Below are 18380 nucleotides of genomic sequence, written 5' to 3'. Positions count from 1 at the left end.
AAACAGCTCGAGTCTGTCCTCTATCGTCGCGTACGATAACACAAACAAAACGAAAGTAGGGCTTCTTCCAACATAACAATGGAGAGATGCCCTTCTTTCGTTTAACTGCGAATATTGATAAAAACGATTGTGAATACTCTTGCCTGCATCTCTAAACGGAACCGGTTAAATTTGATCTTGACTCTCGTTCATCTTCCTTCATTTACTATGATACTCAATAACTCTATTAGATAAAAACCTTTAAATTAGTCCAATCACTTCATATCCTCTGTACATAGATTATATTAAAATTGAAAAGGAGTGATAGATGAATGGGAATTAAAAAAATGTGTGAATGCTCTGGTTTAGCAACACTTAATGAAACAGACACTCAAATTTTTGCTAATATTTGTCCATCTTGCTTTAAAGAAGGAAGTATAGTCACTTTTATTACCACTTTTGATACCTCTGGATTTAGCTTCTCATCTAACTCTGTGAATCGCCCAGAGTGTCTTTTCTCAAATGGTCAAAGTATATTGAATACTAATGGAACGGGTACACTTACAAGAGATGATGAAACCTTCCCTGTCACTTTTACACTTAACTTAGTTGATGGTCCTGAAGAAAATGATGATATTATAGTAATCAATTTTGCTGGTATAGATACAACGGGGCAAGTCTTTTTTTCTTCATTCGGATTTTTTGGACTAGAGGAAGAAAGGGTAACCGTAACAAGTTGTAACTCAATCCCTATTAACAATGATTTGATCTCTAGTAGAACCAATAGAAATATCGGCTATGGTTTTAAAGAAATAAAAATATATAGTAAAGGCAAGTCGTATCACTATAATTAGCTAACATTACGAGGATAGGCTTTGTTGCGAATGATTAGGTTTTTTATCTAATCGTTCAACGAACGGCATGAACCAGTTAATAATCACCCCTGTAAAAAGGGTAGATAAAATCGTACCAACACCAATGGGTCCGCTAAAAATAAAAGCGATAAATACAAGTACTATACTTATCAAAGCTCTGGAAATTGCAAAATTAAAACCAGTTAATTTTGTAACCACTTGCATCGAGCGGTCCATCGGATTTGGTGCCCAATTAGCCTGTAAGTTCACAGCGATACCTAAGCCTCCAATAACCATGCCCATAGCTAATAAGAAAATTCTACTTTGGATTGTTTCTGGCAGAAGCCAATCACCTAGAAGATACATCCAAAAATCAATGCCTATTCCTGTGATGAATGAAGTGAGTAATGCTAAGAATTCAGGCCTACGTTTTTCAGCAACCGCATTACATAATACCAAGAAGAGTCCTAGAACGATTTCCCAGCTCCCGATAGTCATTCCAAAACTTCGATACAAACCAACAAGTACAGCATCAAAGGGGCCAGTCCCCAAGTTTGAAAGAATGGACAGAGCAATTCCTAAGGTTAAAATGAGGATCCCTAATGTGTAAAATGTAAATCGTCGCAGGTTCATAGATTTTTGACCATCAAAACATGCGGAATACCGTCTTCCATGAATACAGGAGAATGTGTTTCGTAACCTAATTTTTGATAAAATCCCTCCGCCTGTGTTTGTCCATGTAATTTCGCCTTCGTCATCCCTTTTTCACGAGCTAACTGTTCAAGGGTCTGTATAATCATTTTGCCAAGACCGTACTTCCGATAAGGAGCCAACAGGCAAATTCTCTCCAGTTTGGCGAATTCATCTACCACTCGCATTCTTCCTGTCCCAACAGGCAGCCCTTCAAAATAAACCAATATGTGTTCCGCATTTGCATCATGTTCATCGAATTCATCTGCTAAAGGTACTCCTTGTTCCTCAACAAATACGGCTACTCTAATTTGAAATGCTTGATCTAATTGTGTTTTTGTCGCAACTCGTTTGGCTTCCATGAAAAATCATCCTTTCTTAATGGTCTTACCTTTGTTTGATGCCATCCCAAAAAATTTTCCAGATACTCGAAAGACGTTTATTAAATTCCTCTGTACCGTAAATAAACATTTGCATAGAGATTCCATCGATTAAGCAATAAAAAGCAGCTAAAAGATTTTCTAACTCTTGTTTTTTTATTACGTTTTTCTGTATTCCTTCCACAAAAACAGCACGATATAGTTCAGAGGATTGTTGTTCCATCTTATTTATCTCGTTTCGAATTCTCTCTTCTAAGGATGGGGATGGAAAATGTATCGCTCGTTTATAAAAAGCCGCCCGTTCTGGATTCTTTATTTTGTATAGGTAGGTTTGATACAAAATATGTTGTAGTTTGTGCTCCACTGGCTCTAAGTGTATTTCATGATGCACTTGTTTAATGAAACCAATATAGTCTTGGACCATTTCTTCAAATACGGCTAAAAACAAATCCTCTTTCTTTCGGAAGTAGGTGGCAATGGATTGCTTTTTTATCCCCACTGTTTCCGCTATTTGAGCTAATGAGGTACCGTCATAGCCATTGATAGCGAAATGATTTAGTGCTACTTGTTTTATTCGATCCTCTGTCAATAGCTTCACCTCCGCCTGACAATCGTCAGGTAACTATAACATTATTCCATCATTCCATATAGAATTCAAGCATTTTGTTAATAACAAAGAGGGTGACGAACATGTTAGATTTAACTAATATGTTGTCACCCTTTATTCTCGTGTTTTTTTATTTCTTTTCCTGCTCAATCTGCATAGCGATCAAGAACCAATTGGCTGCGTTTTTACTCCCAATCTGCCAAAACAAGGCAATGATCTCTTGATCCGTAAAGTGCTTCTTCACTCTTTGATATAATTCCTCCGGCAGCTGTCCATGATAGGCCATAATATGGTCGGTAAGTTCCAAAGCCACTTGTTCTCTCTCACTTAATTGCTCATCCAGAGCAATATATTGAACCCCTTGTCAATATTCACAATGGTTGTTCGAAGCAGAGCGCAGGCGTATCCGTTCCATTAATTCAGGATCCAACATCTCTTTTAACGCTTCGTCCATCATGAGAAAAGCTGATCTGAGCTTAGGTGTATTTTCAAAAGCTTGTTGAAACGGGCTGCCTTCAATCGGCAACAGTGGTAATCTAGCCATGAACGTCTTCCACCTTTTACAGTTAAATTTTGTCTTGTTCTATATATTATACATCCTACTCCCCATTCGTTGTAAACGGAGAGGACATACGATTCGTTATTTCCTCGAAAAACGCCGCTTCAATAGATCTATCGGACATGGAGCACCTTATTTGGTTCAAAACCGGCACGAAGAGCAGAGATTTGGCAATTTAACGGAACCCATGTCCGCGAAATTATAAATCCCATCAATTCTTCCCCATTTAACGGCCTGTATATCCGTCATCCTCCCACTCCCACTCCCCCTACCTCTCTTGGCTATAGCAGTAGGCAGTCTGATTTCCCTGAACTCGACCCCTGCACTAGCCGTCCAACCTCATGACTAGTGTTACTTATTTTTTAACCATTCCTTGTATTCATGAATAAGATACTCGTCCGTTTTGACCACAGTCCATTGATTTTCTTTCTGTTCTAGGAACAATTTAATTAGAATTTCGCCTCCGGAATCATCAAAATCATCTCTCAAGTATCCAATATGACCATGAACCAATACAATGACTTCCTTATCGTTTACCATTTTTACTTTAATGCGTTCATAACTTTCCGGATCAAAATTAGCGTCAATTAAGGTAAAGCTTTCTCGAAGGGATATCACTTCAAATTCCTCATTATTTACCCCTGTCTTTGGGTCTACATTATTCTTCAAATCAGGATACCTGTTCCAAAGTATTTGAATATCACCTTTGACGGCAGCATGGGTTCTATAATAAAAATATTCTCGAACAGGCTTCATGTATTGGACCCACTCAGACGGTTCAGGTTCACTAAACTCCTCCGTATCAGATTTCACTTGACTTGGATTCTCTTGAGTTTGAGTTTCTTGGATGGAATCACACCCCATTATAGTAAATGTTAAAATCATGAAAACCAGCCATTTTTTCATAGGCCACCTCCTAACCATAGGACGAAGTAAACAGCGCTCAACTTACAAAAGCCCAGTCAAGTGACTAGGCTTTAACTTTTGCTCCAATTCTTTACCCTATAAACGTCCGACCGTTTCTTCATACTCTACTTCTACCGGTGCTACTTTTGACCGTTCTAAAGCTGGTGTGTCTGGACGGGCTGCTTGATAGACCGCTGAACCCACAATCGTGGCAACATCTAGGAGTTTCTCCTTACTGATCTTGTCCGGTGTATCGTTAGGCGTATGGTACCATGGCTCTAAAGGAGCATGGATCAATAGCGCAGCAGGTACACCTACTTCGTAGAAGGCATGGTGATCACTACGGGTTTCAGGGCCATAGGCAGGCAATACCGATACACGAGAAGACGCGGATGCGATCAAGTCCGTCACGGTATTTTTTTCTCCGTTGCTTGTATACATGACGAGATCACCAGCATCATTGCTTCCTACCATGTCTAAGTTAAAGACCCCTTTCATTCGCGCCTTTTCATTCTCGGATAGGTTTCTCGCATAATGCCTTGAACCAACCAGTCCTACTTCCTCAGAACCAAACGTAACAAAGCGGATTTCTGTATCGGATGGCAGATTAGCGAGGACCCTAGCCAATTCCAAAGTCATCGCTACTCCAGAAGCGTTATCATTTGCACCCGGTGCTCTTGGAACGGAGTCATGATGGGAAGAGATCACCAGAATATCTCCGGTATCCTTTTGCGTAGCAGGCTTGGTTGCGATCACGTTTTGCGAGGTGACTGTTTTCATCGCGGAGCCTATTACCTTTATAGTTCCTACCACAGGCCCACTCTCTAATGCCGTGACTAAGGCTAATCCTTCCGTTCTCGTAATCCCTACCATGGGGACATACTGATCATTCCAAGCCCCAAGAGTTCCTGTAGCTACAGCCCCATCAGCATTATTAAACAAGACCACTCCTACTGCGCCACGGGAAACGGCATTTTCCATTTTTACAGCAAACGTAGCGTCCCCACGCTCAACAAGCGCGACTTTCCCTTCCAAATCACGACCTTTCGCATCGACCCCCTCTAAGCCCTTACCGATGTAAGCGATTTCAGATGTGACCTCCCCACTAGGTGAATAGGTAAAACTCCCCACCTTGTAATCATAACTCGAATCCGAGATACTAAAATCCTGTTCCGATGCATTGACATAAGACTGATACTGGAATTCTTGAATCTCCGTTTGTAATCCCAATTTTTCAAACTCTGCTTTTATGTACTCAGCCGCCTGAGCCTCTTCTACCGTGCTTGTTACTCTAGGAGTTTGGGAGAGATAGACAATATTGTTATACATATTCTCTGCGCTAATCATCTTGATGACTTTATTATCAAATGCATGTACAGCTGGATTGCCCTCCACTGGTGGTGCAGCAAAGGCAGAAGTTACACCAAAGGATAAACTAGCAGCCAAGATTACAGATAAAAGAGCTCTTCGTTTTAACATGGTTACCCCCTAAAGTCTAGACGTATCGCAACCTTAAACTATAGTTACATTTGAAATGTTACTATCAATTTAGAATATAAACAATAGTCTTTACATCACAATTTAGGTTATAGATCACTTAATGTTATTCATTAAACACCACTTATGCATGACGCAGATCTAGTCAGATTTTCTTAACTCTAGTATTTTAGAACCTCCTATCTAAATCCTACTAGCGAATCATTGTAAACGTTTTCTATTAACATTAAACTTTCTATAAACCAAATTCTGCCAATAATAGTTTGCAAGCATAGATGGAGAAACATCCCTTTGGTAAGATGATTAAATCTGGAGGATGAAGAAGCATGATCAAGAAAAAAGCAGTGATATTAACCTTAACCGGTGTCATGACGTTAACCGGTCTATTTTCTACGGTTCCCGTTTTATCTAGTTCCCACTTAGTGTTCGCTTCACCAAACGAAAATGCAGCCGTAGCCTTTGACAAAAAGGTATTGTCTCGCATTCAATCGGAAAAATCGATGGAGCATATCCGTCAGTTAAGTGTGGAAATCGGTGAAAGAGTAGCCGGTATGCAAGGAGAGAAGACAGCAGCAGAATATATCAAGAAGCAACTAGAAGAATACGGCTATGACGTTACGGTTCAAGAGTTTAATATTGCGGATCGTAAATTAGGCCATTTGCTCATTCCTTCCTTAAGTGACAAGTTCATTCCGGTTTCTACCCCAGCACAGTCCGCCTCGACAATTGAAAGTGGACTAAAAGGGACGTTTATGGCAGCTGGGTTCGGAGCCATTGACCAAATTCCTGAAGAAGTTGCCGGCAACATCGCCGTTATTGAAAGGGGTGGTGGACTCACCTTTGTACAAAAAGTCCAAAATGCCGTAGCCGCTGGTGCAACTGGCGTTGTGATTTATGATAACGTTGAGAGCTTATCACCTATTAACCCTAGTTTAACGGGTTATACTAGCCCAATCCCCGTCGTTGGGATCATGAAAAAGGATGGGGAAAAACTAGTCTCTCAATTAGCGAATCAACAAGTAGAAGGAACCGTAACAGTCAATCAGTATAGCAATCTGAAATCACAAAATCTGATCGTTTCCCGTAAACCAAACAATAAAAATAAAGATTCACAACAAATTGTCCATGTGACCGCTCACTATGACAGTGTGCCTAATTCTCCAGGCGCCAATGACAATGCATCTGGCACGTCTGTTTTGCTAGAGTTTGCTAGAATTCTGAAAGCGTACCCTATTGATAAGGAAGTTAGGTTTGTATTTTTTGGTGCTGAAGAAATCGGATTAGTAGGATCAAGATACTATGTAAACCAACTCTCTCAGGACGAGATTGACCGCAGTATCGCTAATTTTAATATGGACATGGTGGGGACCGCGTGGCCTAATGCGACCATGCTTTATGTGAATACGGTGGATGGAAATTCCAATATTGTTTTTGAATCCGCTCAAGCAGCAGGGGCACGTTTAGATAACCACACGACGTTCTTATATAAAAGAGGAGCATCAGATCATGTTCCTTTCTATGAAGCAGGTATTCCTTCAGCGAACTTTATTCGAAGAGAGGCTGTTACCGCCAGCCTTGAGCCTTATTACCATACCCCATCAGACACCATAGAAAATATTAGTCAAAGCCGAATCCAAGAAGCCGGTGAAATTATCGGCTCAGCTCTCTATGATGTTCTCAGAACCAAGAACCCTAGCCTGACACAAAGCAAGGTACGCCGCACCGAAGCAGAAATGGCTCCTTTCTATGATCCAGAAAACTTCAACCACGATCATGACGGGGTTAAAGAATAGGGAAATAGAAAAAACACAGAGCAAGGCTTTAACTTGCTCTGTGTTTTTTATCATGTTCTCCATCCTCACGGACGCGTCCGGTTCGTCGGTATCGCCTTCCACGGGTCGTCCGGCCAATAATGCTTGGGATAGCGTCCCTTCAAGTCCTTTTTGATCTCAAAGTAGGTGTTCCGCCAAAAGCTGCCGAGGTCCCGGGTAATTTGAACCGGTCGGCGGGCAGGCGATAACAGATGCAACGTGAGGGCCACTTTGCCGCGGGCAATCCGAGGAGTATCCTCGAGGCCGAACATTTCTTGTAATCTAATCGCCAATACCGGAGAAGTGGGGTCACTGTAGTCCACAGGGATCTTGGAGCCACTCGGAACCATAAGATGCGACGGAGCGCACTCCTCTAATTCACGACGCTGGTCCCACGAGAGCCTCCCTTCGAACAGGTGAGCCAGATTTAGTTCTTTAAGGTCATTGCGGTTCTTCGCCCCGTAAAGGTGAGGTCCGAGCCAATCCCGAAGCGTGGCCAGGAGAGCCTCATCCGACCAATCCGGCCACCCCGGCGCATTCTGATGCATAAACATCAATCGCTCTTGAAGCTGACGCGCCGTTCTTGTCCAGGGTAAAATGTTCAACCCCTCCACGGAAATTCCCTCCAGCATCGCCGATAAGCACTCTTCCGGATCCGGATGGGCAAGCGGAGCCTCCCTTAAGATGATCGCTCCCAGACGTTGCCGACTTCGGGCGCGTACGGCCTGAGCCTCACGGTCCCAGAAGACGAGCGATTCTTTCTCAATTTCATCTGCAAAATACAGCTCAAGATCTTCCGCCGATACAGGTGAGGCCAACTGAATCCGGCTGTCTGTTCCCTGATCATCGAGCTACGCCACCGCGAGGAAAGGGTGGTTCGAGAGCCGCTGCACTTGGGTCAACGCGGCTCCTCTTCCGTTGCGCAGGAGGAAGTTCCCTGTTCCCCTTTGTTGAGCAATCCGGTCCGGATAGGCGAAAGCCAGAAGAATCCCGCAGGCGTCCGCATGTTGTTCTCCACCTGCTCGAATTTCAAAAACCCGCTTCCAATGATCGGCTTCCGCCAGGATTCGTTTGACCACCGTCAGGTCCAGGTTCGCTTTCGCTTCATGGAGCGCTTCTAACCGCAACCGAAAGTCCGCATCAGCCACACCTCTCAACAGGTCACGTTCGTTCAGAAGGGCGGCCACCTCACAAGCCATTCCTCCGAGGCCAGCTGACATCGCCTTAAGGATCATATGAGCCAACCTCGGATGAAGTCCTGACTCCGCTATGGACCTTCCATGGGGAGTCATCCTTCCGTCCTTCCCCAGTGCACCGAGTTGCAGGAGCAAGTCGCGAGCCTTGGACAGAGCCGCATATGGAGGCGGATCCAGCCAGGCGAGCTCCTCTGGATCATAGATTCCCCAAGCCGCCAATTCAAGCGCCAGCTGCGACAGGTCGGTCTGCAAAATCTCTGGATTGGCGGAGGGCGCTAGCTGCCTGTCCTCCTCCTTCGTCCAGAGCCGATAACAGGTCCCCGGTCCCAACCGACCAGCTCTGCCTCTCCGCTGATCCGCCGATGACCGGGTGACTCGAATCGTCTCCAGTCTGGTCATCCCCGTACGTGGGGAAAATCTAGGAACACGCATCCAGCCGCTGTCGATGACTACCTCCACCCCTTCCACCGTGAGGCTGGTCTCCGCAATCGAGGTCGCCAGAACCACCTTACGCTCTCCCTTGCGACTGGAGGCAATCGCTTCATCCTGCCATTTCTGCGATAAATTACCGTATAGCGGTGCGATCCGAATATTTTTTCCCAACTCCTGCTCCCTCAAGCGAGTTTCCACTCTTCTGATTTCCCCTGCCCCTGGTAAAAAGACGAGAATATCCCCTTCGTGGTTTTCCAAAGCCTCCTTAATTTTCCGTGCCACCACAGGCTCCATCGGCCCTTCGATTCGACGTTCTAGGTAATGCGTGTCAACTGGGAAGCTGCGGCCTTCGCTGATAATCACAGGTGCCTCCTTTAGCAACTGGGCAACAGGCTCGGCTTCCAGAGTTGCCGACATGACCAGGATTCTCAGATCCTCGCGAAGCACAGCTTGCGATTGCAGGCAAAACGCCAGCCCCAGATCCGCTTGCAGGCTTCGCTCGTGGTATTCGTCAAAGATCACGGCTCCGACATCATCTAATGACGGGTCTGACTGCAGCATCCGAGTAAGTACACCTTCGGTAATCACTTCAACCCTAGTCTTCGTGCTTACCCGGGTGTCCAGCCTGACTCGATATCCGACCGTTTCCCCCACTTGTTCCCCAAGTTGAGATGCCATATAGGAAGCAGCAGATCTGGCCGCTAGACGACGCGGTTCCAGCATAAGAATCCGCCTTCCATTAAGCCAGGGCTCTTCCAGAAGCGCCAGCGGAACCCGGGTGGTTTTCCCCGCTCCCGGTGCAGCAATAAGGACGGCGTTGACACCGGAACGAAGCTTTTCTTTAAGCTCTGGCAGAACCCCTTCAATCGGCAGCTTTGACATGTCCATCACTCCCCCACTTATGGAGATATTATACCAGACAAACACCGGCACGCGCCTTATCCCCATTCCGCAGATCTCAACTCCAAAACTCTTTCGTTATACTGTAAATGTTATGGTCTTCCCAGTTGCCATTGATATTCAAATAATACTTCGCTAATCCTTCGTATCGAAAACCTACTTTTTCTAATACCCTGATGGATGGCAGATTCTGTGGCATCACACCTGCTTGTACACGATGTAAATCTACTTTCGAAAAAGCAAAGTCTACTACTAATCCCACAGCTTCTGTCATAATCCCTTTCCCATTGTAATCCTCATCCAGAAAATAGCCGATTGTGCAACTTCGCCACGCTCCACGAACCACATTGCTCAAATTAACCCTTCCGATTAAACAACCGTTTTCTTTTAAGAAAATACCAAAACTATAACCCAAATCTTGTTCCCAATTTCTCATAGCTTGCTCAATGACTTCAGTTTGAACGTCAACAGTAAAATGCGATTCCCTTTGCTTTGGTTCATAGGGTTCAAGAAACTTTCTATTACGTGAGCGGAGCTCCAGCAATGAAGAAACATCCTTCATTTGCAGTGGTCGAAGATCAATTCCATTTCCGCTAATCTCCACCTTATCACCTCTTTCTAGGATCACCGTCTAAACCTTTGTTAACAGTTTAATGTTATCTCGATTTAACAAACTTTGCGGCAATAAACAGATTAAACTAAGACTATGCTACTTTTTTATATACTCCATGACATGTAAACCCGTAATGCTAAACTCTACTTCCTTAGAATTTTCAAACTCATCCTTGTGAAGGTAGATGCCTATTTCATTCTCTTTAATACCGCTACCTTCCATTAATCTTTGACCATTCTCATCATAAACCTTAATGTCTACATCTGTTGAGATAACTCTTGTAACTTGATCTTCCGTTTTAAATTCATACGGACTTAGAAACCTCCCCTTTATGGAATCGATGTTGGTTTCTAATTTAATGGACACCAATACGTCCTTTTCTCTAACATACAATTTATCCAATAGTACATCTGTATCTTCCACCTTTTTAATAGATCGATTGATTTCTATTTCTCTTTCTTGTTCCAAAGAGAAGTCTTTCGTTTGAATTGTGAATTCTAAAGGATCTTTGAACTCTTCTGGTGTAACAACAAAGGATTGATCTCCTTGAATTTTTGTCATTTCACTTCTTTGGTCATTTGTACAAGCCGATATAAAAAACATTAAAAATAAGAAGCAAATGATATTTTTTTTGCCCACCTCGTTACCACCGCCCTTTGTATTCTACGCAAGTTTCCTTCTATAAAATAACAGACGAGAGCCCAAGAAATTTGTTGCATCTTCCCCGATCCTTAAACAATCAAAAATAGGAGCCATCATATGGCTCCTACCCTATTGAATCCATAGCGGACAATGGATTTCGTCCTCTTAATCGGACCTCTTTTACACTTTACCAAGATGACTTAAAAATAACGTGGCATTAAGATAACGCTTCGCGAGGTTTTGAAAGTAGGAGGTTTGTACTGATAACGTAGCAATGACGATCGTATTGCTAACTGCTTCTTTCTGCTCTGCATTTAGACCACTCATTTGCTCCACGTATGCCGTTGCGTTTTTCCGAATGAGAGCGTCTAATGTATTCGCTCCCTGCATATCCAAGACCTGATCATTATTTTTATCGAGTTCTTCAAAGATCGAAGAATACGCCGCGTATAAACTGATAGGATCGATTAAATCATCATTATAATCATTTGGATTGTTAAAAATAAGAGTAAACAATTTACGAATGGATTCAAAATCCAAGTTGGCCTTTAAATCCTCAACCATAAATAACATGGCGGCTTGCTCAATGGCATATTTTTTCCCTATTTGTGGGGTTCCAATCCAATCCTTAATGTCTCTTTTCACCCAATTTTGTACCGCTCCTGATGAAAAATGCGTATATTCAATTTGGTTTCCCAAAGCTACAATCTCGTTTAACGAAAACCCTATATCTTTTTTATTCAGTTTAATTAATTTTTCAAGAATGGGTGGCAAAGCGGTTGATATGAAGGCAGAAAACGTTTTTCCTTTTTCGATGTCTCTCTGATGGGTGTTCAACCAGACCCTTTGCAATATGGATAGTGGAGTGTCGTTGGAATCCCCTTTTAAACAGATCAGTAATTCAGACATCTCTTTTCGGGTTAATTGCAGCATTTCCATAAGAAAATCACCCCTGAAGATCAGCTCATATGAACCTATAATATGACTTGTTCCCTAACTTGTCAAAAGATGATTTTAGCAGTCGTTAGAGAGACACTAAAGGGTAAAACCGACTCATATGAACTAAATTGGCTTAATAACGCTCTAGATCAGGTTTGATTAATCTTTAAAAGGTTCGTAGAATAAGATCGTAAGAACTTAAAAACTGAAGGGGATAGAATTGTGTTAACTGTAAATTTGCTGTTGATTGCTTTCTTGATTTTGGCTACGGGATTTTTTGTAGCGACAGAGTTTGCGATCGTGAAACTCCGTCCAAGCCGCGTAGATCAAATGGTAATGGAAGGAAGAAAGAATGCAATAGCAGTTCAGCGTGTCACCAGTAATTTAGATGGTTATTTATCAGCATGTCAATTAGGAATTACTCTCACCGCTTTAGGTTTAGGTTGGTTAGGAAAACCTACCATTGAATATCTTTTATATCCCGTATTAGAGCCTTTGCTTCCAGCTCAGGTCGTAGCCCTGTTATCGTTTGTCATTGCCTTCTCTTTCATTACCTTTTTGCATGTGGTTGTAGGAGAATTAGCCCCTAAGACCCTAGCCATTCAAAAGGCAGAGCAGGTATCCTTATTTTTTGCGAAGCCCATCATTTTCTTTTATCGTGTGATGTATCCATTTATTTGGCTACTGAACGGTTCAGCTGCTGCACTTATTCGCTTTTTTGGGATGAAACCGGCAAAAGAACATGAAGAGGCGCATTCCGAAGAAGAGCTTCGTATAATACTCACAGAGAGCTATGAGAGCGGAAAGATTAATCAAGCGGAGTATGGGTACGTAAGCAATATCTTCAATTTTGATGAATTACTTGCTCGCGAGATTATGGTTCCTCGAACCGATATGATCTGTTTATATAAAGACTTCTCATTAGAACAAAACTTGAAAATTATTAAGGAAGAACAGTATACTCGATTCCCCGTTGCTTTGGAAAATAAGGATCAAATTGTGGGGATGATAAATACGAAGGAATTCTTCTTGAGATATGCGGATAACAACAACTTGGATATCACTCCGCTTATTCGTTCGGTTTTGACTGTTTCAGAAGCCATTCCAGTAAAGAATCTGTTAAAAGAAATGCAACGACAGCGATCCCATATTGCCATTTTAGTTGATGAGTATGGTGGAACTTCCGGATTGGTCACCATTGAGAATATTCTTGAAGAAATTGTCGGAGAAATCCGAGACGAGTTTGATACAGATGAGAAATCAGAAATTGAAATCATTAAAGAAAACCATGTACTCGTAGATGGGAAGGTTTTAATTTCTGAGATGAATGACTTGCTTCATATCAATATTGAAGAAGAAGACTTAGATACAGTGGGTGGATGGCTCTATACCCAGAACCCTACTCTGAAAGAGGGAGTCGAATGGAGCTATGGCGATTTGGTTTTTATCATCAGAAAGAAGGATAAGCACCGGATTCGTAGAATTGAAATTATAAAGCAAGAAATCACTGCTGTAGAAGAAGAATTAGTTAAGGCAGAATAACACATAAAAAGAAGGGGAATCTCCCCTTCTTTTATTTTTCCCCTAAGTTATCTCCTATTTCAACCTTCACTTTTCGAATTCTTTTTTTCTCCACCTCTAGGATGGTAATCTTTAGATTCTCATAGGCAATTAACTCTCCTTTGACAGGAACCCGTTCCAGCTTCTCCACAATCCATCCGCCGAGGCTGTGGTAAGAGCTTTTCAACTCCGGGATATTCACGATATGGGAGAAATCATCTAAGGGCAGTTGCGCATCTAATTCATATGTAAATTCGCCTGTTTGCTTCAAGAGGTTAAACTTCTCATCATGTTCATCCCAGATCTCCCCTACCAGTTCTTCTAATATATCCTCTAGTGTAATTAAACCTGAAGTCCCCCCATATTCATCAATCACAATAGACATATGTACTTTACTTTTTTGCAGTTCAGGCAATAAGCTGGATATTTTCATCGACTTCACGACAAACATGGGTTTGCGAATGAGACTTCGAATATCGACTTCCGGGTGTTGAAGAAGCTCTGAAAAGAAATCGCGTTCCGATAAGATCCCAATGACATTATCAATATCGCCCTCGTACACAGGAATTCGGGAATACCTTTCCTTGAAAAAGACATGCTTGATCTCTTCGATTGAATCGTTCACTTCAATGGCGATCATATCCGGTCTTGGGGTCAAGATTTCTCCAACAAGAACATCATTGAATTCTAGGGAACGATGAACGAGTTCCTTTTCTTCTTTATTAATGACCCCTTCTTCCTCGCTTATATCCACCATCACCTTAATTTCTTCCTCTGTAACAGAAGGGGTTTTCCCTTCTTTAGAAAAGATGCGGGAAACGGATGATTTTAATTTTCCAAAAAGAAAATTGATCGGAGTCATGATTTTGATCAATAGAAGGAGGATTGCCGATATCTGCAATGAATACTTCTCGGCGTGTTCTTTGGCAATGGATTTAGGCAGAATCTCACCAAAAATTAGGATGAGCACCGTCATTCCAAATGTACTGATAAAAAGTCCGTAGGTCGGACCAAATATATCGGTTGCTACTTTAGCCGAAATACTAGCTGCTGCAATGTTTACAATATTATTCCCTACTAAAATCGTAGATAAAGCATTATCGAAGTTTTCAACAATGAATAACGCCTTCTTGCTTCCCGATCGGTTTTCTTCCACATAATGGATTAGCCTTATTTTGTTGACACTAGAAAAGGCGGTTTCCGCTGATGAGAAAAAAGCAGAAAGCAAGATCAAACCCATAAGGGTTAAGATTAAACCCAGCGGTATGGTTTCCAAACCGTGTTCACACTCCTAAAAACAGGTTAGATTTATTATAGGTTATTTTACATTATTCCCTATACAAAAAAAAGTTGGGGATCATCATATCCCGCTGTCTAGGGCTTTATAGAAAAATGGCATATAATGAATCACTCCAAGCACGTGGACATGTTTCATTAATATGCCGTAATATCATACTACTTGTTCGCTTTCCTAAAACTCATCATCATCTCCACCGAAGAAGTCAAATCCCTCATCACCACTGGCTGCTTCTGTCTCCTCATCACCAAACAACAAATCATCGAGAAGCATTCCGCCTAGCATCCCTGCTGCAAATCCTCCCATGGCTCCAGCCAAACCACCGCCTCTTCGATGATGACCGCCTGAAGCATGTCCATTATACATCGAAGCCGGATATTGTTGTGGATTTTGGATCATTTCTTCGATGATGCTTTGCAGTTGACTCGAAAGGTTTTGCACATCCTTTAGTTCTTCATTGGTAAAGAAGATCTCTCTCTTCAGTTCCTTTTCACCCAATCCAAAGCCTGTCATTAGGTCTAGTTCCAATAACAAACGCAAGCCTTCCTCTTCTATAGCCACTGTAAATTCCAATTCACTGAGTTGAGATTTGAAATATGTGGTTGGAAAGAACTCAAATTCCTGACTGTAGCCATCAAATTTTCCAGAGTCCATTTTTTCGCGGAAACCAAGCAACCCAAGGGCTTCTACAAGTTGCTGGAAGCTAGCGGGCGGCAGGATTGTGATGTAATCCTGATCTAAATTGTCTACACCAGCCGCTATGTCCAAGCGCGTGATAAAACTGTAAGAGATGGGTCCACGCGAGATTAGGAGATTGTTAGGCAACTGATAAGTAAACGGAAGGATCTTTCTTTCATTCGCATGAATCATGAAGGATGAACTGACCGGGATATGCGCGACAACGTGGGAAAATTCCTTGCCCTTGATATTCATCTTCAAGTTAAAATCCACACCAACCTTATTAATTTCCTGTTCTACTGCTCCGCCTTCAATCCGGAATTCTCCTTCCACAAGTCCGCCCAATTCATATTGCTGCTTACTGAGGACGAAATCAATCTTAGCGGACCCTACCCCTAACTTAGCCATAAACTTTTTGAACATAGCAAGCACTCTCCTCTTATTTTCATTCATCTGGACTTGAAGCAACCCCAAAGGTTCATAATAGTGGAAACAATCGCTTTAACCTAATATGTAGTAAATCAACAAACTTAAACGTTTTACTGTACAGTTGAAATAACATAGCTTCCCAGTCATAAAATTTTATACGAAAATGAAGCTTCTACGGTTTCAGTTTTAAAATGAAACTCCCATTTTTTTTTTTACGTATATATCCTAAAGTCTGTTTTAACAAAAGGAAGGTGTCAAAAATCAAATGGATCACGAATCCGTTGAAGTTTTAAAAAAAGAATTAAGTCAAGTCGAAGAATGGGAAAAGGAACAAAAAGATCTTTGGTTCTGGGAAAAACTTGGGAGACTTCCTTTTGCCCTTCTTGACCGAATCACACCGAAAGTGGTACAAGATAAAATCGGTCTAGCTATTGATGAACTGGGAAGCTATATTCAAACTGGAGGACAATATCTAATCAATGAGAAACAGGTTTACAGACAGTTTTTCCCCCAGCAGGATCATGAACGTGATGATCTGAAGTTAATCAGGGACTTGCCCCTAAGCAGGATGGATGAGATTGCTTCAGGCATCATTCGCAGCAGTGTAAGAACAGCAACAGTCCAAGGAGCAACCACAGGGATCGGAGGGATTTTTACCCTTGCCATCGATATCCCCTTATTGCTAGGCTTGTCTCTAAAAGCGTTGCAGGAGATAAGCTTATGCTATGGTTATGATCCTAAAGAAAGATCTGAGCGAATCTTTATTGTAAAATGCCTCCAATTCACTTCCTCCGATATCGTAGGAAAAAAGGCGATTATTGAGGATTTATCCTCCTTTCATTCCGGTGAAAGAAGCGGACAAGTCATGTCCCAATTAGAAGGCTGGCGCGAGGTTGTTTTTACTTATCGAGACAATTTTGGATGGAAAAAGCTTTTTCAGATGATTCCCATCGCAGGGATTCTTTTTGGTGCCTTTATCAATCGCTCAACTCTCCATGATGTGGCCGAGACCGGGATGATGATGTATCGCAAGAGGAGGATTATGGAGAGATTAAAATTATATGAGTCTACTCAAATACCCTCATCTTGATTATTACCATCCATATATTGGAGAACTAAATGAATCTAAATTAATACTTCAAAGGAGCTGACTCTAAGACTTAGAGTTCAGCTCCTTTTTATTTTTCTAGGCTGGGAAAGTTGTCCATGCTATTTAATTTTCTTTCTGCCCATAAAGCCTTCGTGGATCCCATGGTAATACTCAATCTGATCCTCCCCTTGTTTCCAGCAAAGCAGAACCTCTTGACCATCGATCCAAGCAGGAAAATCAATTAATCCGTGTTCAACATCCTTTAATTGAACTCCTTGGTTATGTATATTGTTAAAGTGCAAATTCGCTTCCATTTGCAAAAATTCCAGCTGGCATTCCAATTCAAAATTTCCTTCCCCATCTTTCATGGTACGCAGCTCCACATATTTATCCTGAAACTCATCTTGAAGTCTCTGTAAATGATGAAGCTCAACTTGGATAATGGGTAACAACGCTTGAGCTTCGGAAAGAGTAAAGTACTTTTTCCCCAAGAAAACACACCTCCGTCAAAATATTACTTTAATACGGAAAATGGAATATTAAAAATTTCCCATATCCCAAGTATTATGGGTATACATAGAATCCAGGCCACTAAAGGTTTTTGGTAATGTAATAATAGCATAAAAAACATGAGAAAATTAAAGGCTATATCCCAGCCGAAGTGCCAACCATGATGATAGGTGAGCACGCCAAAGTATTGTGCAATCCATTCGTTGGCAGCATAAATACCGGACCACAAAACGATTAACAAGAATTGATTTTTCAATTTTTGGGTTACATGACCTAGAAATAAGGCAATAGTAACAGGGTACTGTATCGCCATCTTACTCAGTGCAATGAGTGTATGATTGAGATGAAACCATTCGTCCATTTTTCCTAAAGGGCTAAACCCCCATAGTGTAAAATCAAACAGCAAAAATTGAGATAATAAATCTACCGAAACAAAGAATAACAATGTTGGATAATATTGATGAAAATTAGTCCACTTCCCATATTTATAACCAACTACAATATACACTACAAGCAGTATAATATTCAAAGGTTCAACCTTCTTTTTAAAATGGCTAAAAACCAATATTTTACATCAGTATTATAATTTCCAATTTCAATCTATAATTTACATCAATAAATTTCGGACATAGCTTCCGCTATTTAGACCACAAAGGCTTATTTCTTGGTTAGACGGACATGAGATTCTTTATTTTAAGGAATAAGGCTGCTTTTTGGTCTGTTTCTAGCAAAAAGAGGATTGTATGTCCGTTACCCTACAAAATCTGCCCGGTCTTCTTTAAATAGTTAAAATGAACGAAACCGACTACCA

The 18380-nt window shown here is 41.7% G+C and carries 18 protein-coding genes and 1 pseudogene; 4 read left to right on the top strand and 15 right to left on the bottom strand.

Annotated features, from left to right (window positions below):
• Window positions 1–311 precede the first annotated feature (311 nt).
• The gene (locus tag EIZ39_RS22240; protein WP_129203033.1) at window positions 312–833 is read left to right on the top strand and encodes a hypothetical protein; all 522 of its coding nucleotides are present in this window, start codon (window positions 312–314) and stop codon (window positions 831–833) included.
• Window positions 834–839: 6 nt separating this feature from the next.
• Here EIZ39_RS22240 and EIZ39_RS22235 read toward each other — a convergent pair whose 3' ends face one another.
• The 7 genes from EIZ39_RS22235 to EIZ39_RS22205 form a co-directional block, all read right to left on the bottom strand.
• Window positions 840–1466, bottom strand: coding sequence for a YczE/YyaS/YitT family protein (locus EIZ39_RS22235; protein WP_129203031.1), 627 nt, complete (start codon window positions 1464–1466; stop codon window positions 840–842).
• The gene (locus EIZ39_RS22230; RefSeq protein ID WP_129203029.1) at window positions 1463–1885 is read right to left on the bottom strand and encodes a GNAT family N-acetyltransferase; all 423 of its coding nucleotides are present in this window, start codon (window positions 1883–1885) and stop codon (window positions 1463–1465) included. The genes EIZ39_RS22235 and EIZ39_RS22230 overlap by 4 nt, the downstream gene beginning before the upstream one ends.
• 25 nt (window positions 1886–1910) lie before the next feature.
• Entirely contained in the window at window positions 1911–2492 is a 582-nt protein-coding gene (locus tag EIZ39_RS22225) for a TetR/AcrR family transcriptional regulator (protein WP_164985255.1), read from the bottom strand.
• 148 nt (window positions 2493–2640) lie between these two features.
• Window positions 2641–2823, bottom strand: coding sequence for a carboxymuconolactone decarboxylase family protein (locus EIZ39_RS22220; RefSeq protein ID WP_129203025.1), 183 nt, complete (start codon window positions 2821–2823; stop codon window positions 2641–2643).
• A 51-nt stretch (window positions 2824–2874) separates the two neighbouring features.
• Complete coding sequence (locus tag EIZ39_RS22215; RefSeq protein ID WP_129203023.1) at window positions 2875–3054, bottom strand: hypothetical protein; 180 nt, start codon at window positions 3052–3054, stop codon at window positions 2875–2877.
• Window positions 3055–3420: 366 nt separating this feature from the next.
• Window positions 3421–3975, bottom strand: a complete 555-nt coding sequence (locus EIZ39_RS22210; protein WP_129203021.1) for a hypothetical protein — start codon at window positions 3973–3975, stop codon at window positions 3421–3423.
• A 96-nt stretch (window positions 3976–4071) separates the two neighbouring features.
• The gene (locus EIZ39_RS22205) at window positions 4072–5454 is read right to left on the bottom strand and encodes a M28 family peptidase (RefSeq protein ID WP_129203018.1); all 1383 of its coding nucleotides are present in this window, start codon (window positions 5452–5454) and stop codon (window positions 4072–4074) included.
• Window positions 5455–5798: 344 nt separating this feature from the next.
• On the opposite strand from EIZ39_RS22205, the gene EIZ39_RS22200 reads away from it, so the two are divergent.
• Window positions 5799–7265 carry a M28 family peptidase gene (locus EIZ39_RS22200; protein WP_129203016.1) on the top strand — a complete coding sequence of 489 codons (1467 nt, stop codon included), beginning with the start codon at window positions 5799–5801 and terminating at the stop codon, window positions 7263–7265.
• 65 nt (window positions 7266–7330) lie between these two features.
• On the opposite strand, the pseudogene hrpB reads toward EIZ39_RS22200, so the two are convergent.
• From hrpB to EIZ39_RS22180, 4 genes and pseudogenes are all read right to left on the bottom strand, one after another.
• A pseudogene (gene hrpB, locus EIZ39_RS22195) lies at window positions 7331–9793 on the bottom strand (ATP-dependent helicase HrpB).
• A gap of 76 nt (window positions 9794–9869) precedes the next feature.
• On the bottom strand, window positions 9870–10415 hold the full coding sequence (locus EIZ39_RS22190; RefSeq protein ID WP_129203014.1) for a GNAT family N-acetyltransferase: 546 nt from the start codon (window positions 10413–10415) through the stop codon (window positions 9870–9872).
• 105 nt (window positions 10416–10520) lie between these two features.
• The gene (locus tag EIZ39_RS22185) at window positions 10521–11063 is read right to left on the bottom strand and encodes a hypothetical protein (protein ID WP_129203013.1); all 543 of its coding nucleotides are present in this window, start codon (window positions 11061–11063) and stop codon (window positions 10521–10523) included.
• A 183-nt stretch (window positions 11064–11246) separates the two neighbouring features.
• A complete protein-coding gene (locus tag EIZ39_RS22180) occupies window positions 11247–12005 on the bottom strand; it encodes a DUF1836 domain-containing protein (protein WP_129203011.1) in 759 nt (252 codons plus the stop codon).
• Window positions 12006–12227: 222 nt separating this feature from the next.
• On the opposite strand from EIZ39_RS22180, the gene EIZ39_RS22175 reads away from it, so the two are divergent.
• Entirely contained in the window at window positions 12228–13547 is a 1320-nt protein-coding gene (locus tag EIZ39_RS22175) for a hemolysin family protein (RefSeq protein WP_129203009.1), read from the top strand.
• 31 nt (window positions 13548–13578) lie between these two features.
• On the opposite strand, the gene EIZ39_RS22170 is transcribed toward EIZ39_RS22175, so the two are convergent.
• Window positions 13579–14841, bottom strand: coding sequence for a hemolysin family protein (locus EIZ39_RS22170; protein WP_129203007.1), 1263 nt, complete (start codon window positions 14839–14841; stop codon window positions 13579–13581).
• Window positions 14842–15036: 195 nt separating this feature from the next.
• Window positions 15037–15963, bottom strand: coding sequence for a sporulation protein (locus tag EIZ39_RS22165; RefSeq protein ID WP_129203005.1), 927 nt, complete (start codon window positions 15961–15963; stop codon window positions 15037–15039).
• A 271-nt stretch (window positions 15964–16234) separates the two neighbouring features.
• Here EIZ39_RS22165 and EIZ39_RS22160 point away from each other — a divergent pair, with 271 nt between their 5' ends.
• Window positions 16235–17059, top strand: coding sequence for an EcsC family protein (locus tag EIZ39_RS22160; protein WP_129203003.1), 825 nt, complete (start codon window positions 16235–16237; stop codon window positions 17057–17059).
• Window positions 17060–17178: 119 nt separating this feature from the next.
• On the opposite strand, the gene EIZ39_RS22155 is transcribed toward EIZ39_RS22160, so the two are convergent.
• Both EIZ39_RS22155 and EIZ39_RS22150 read right to left on the bottom strand, forming a co-directional pair.
• The gene (locus EIZ39_RS22155) at window positions 17179–17550 is read right to left on the bottom strand and encodes a DUF2203 domain-containing protein (RefSeq protein WP_129203001.1); all 372 of its coding nucleotides are present in this window, start codon (window positions 17548–17550) and stop codon (window positions 17179–17181) included.
• Between the two features lie 23 nt (window positions 17551–17573).
• Window positions 17574–18098 (bottom strand): CBO0543 family protein, encoded by a 525-nt coding sequence (locus EIZ39_RS22150; protein WP_129202999.1) that lies wholly within the window; start codon window positions 18096–18098, stop codon window positions 17574–17576.
• Between the last annotated feature and the right edge of the window lie 282 nt (window positions 18099–18380).

The organism is Ammoniphilus sp. CFH 90114 (assembly GCF_004123195.1).
GTDB lineage: Bacteria > Bacillota > Bacilli > Aneurinibacillales > RAOX-1 > YIM-78166.
This window is presented reverse-complemented; position numbering and strand designations above follow the sequence as displayed.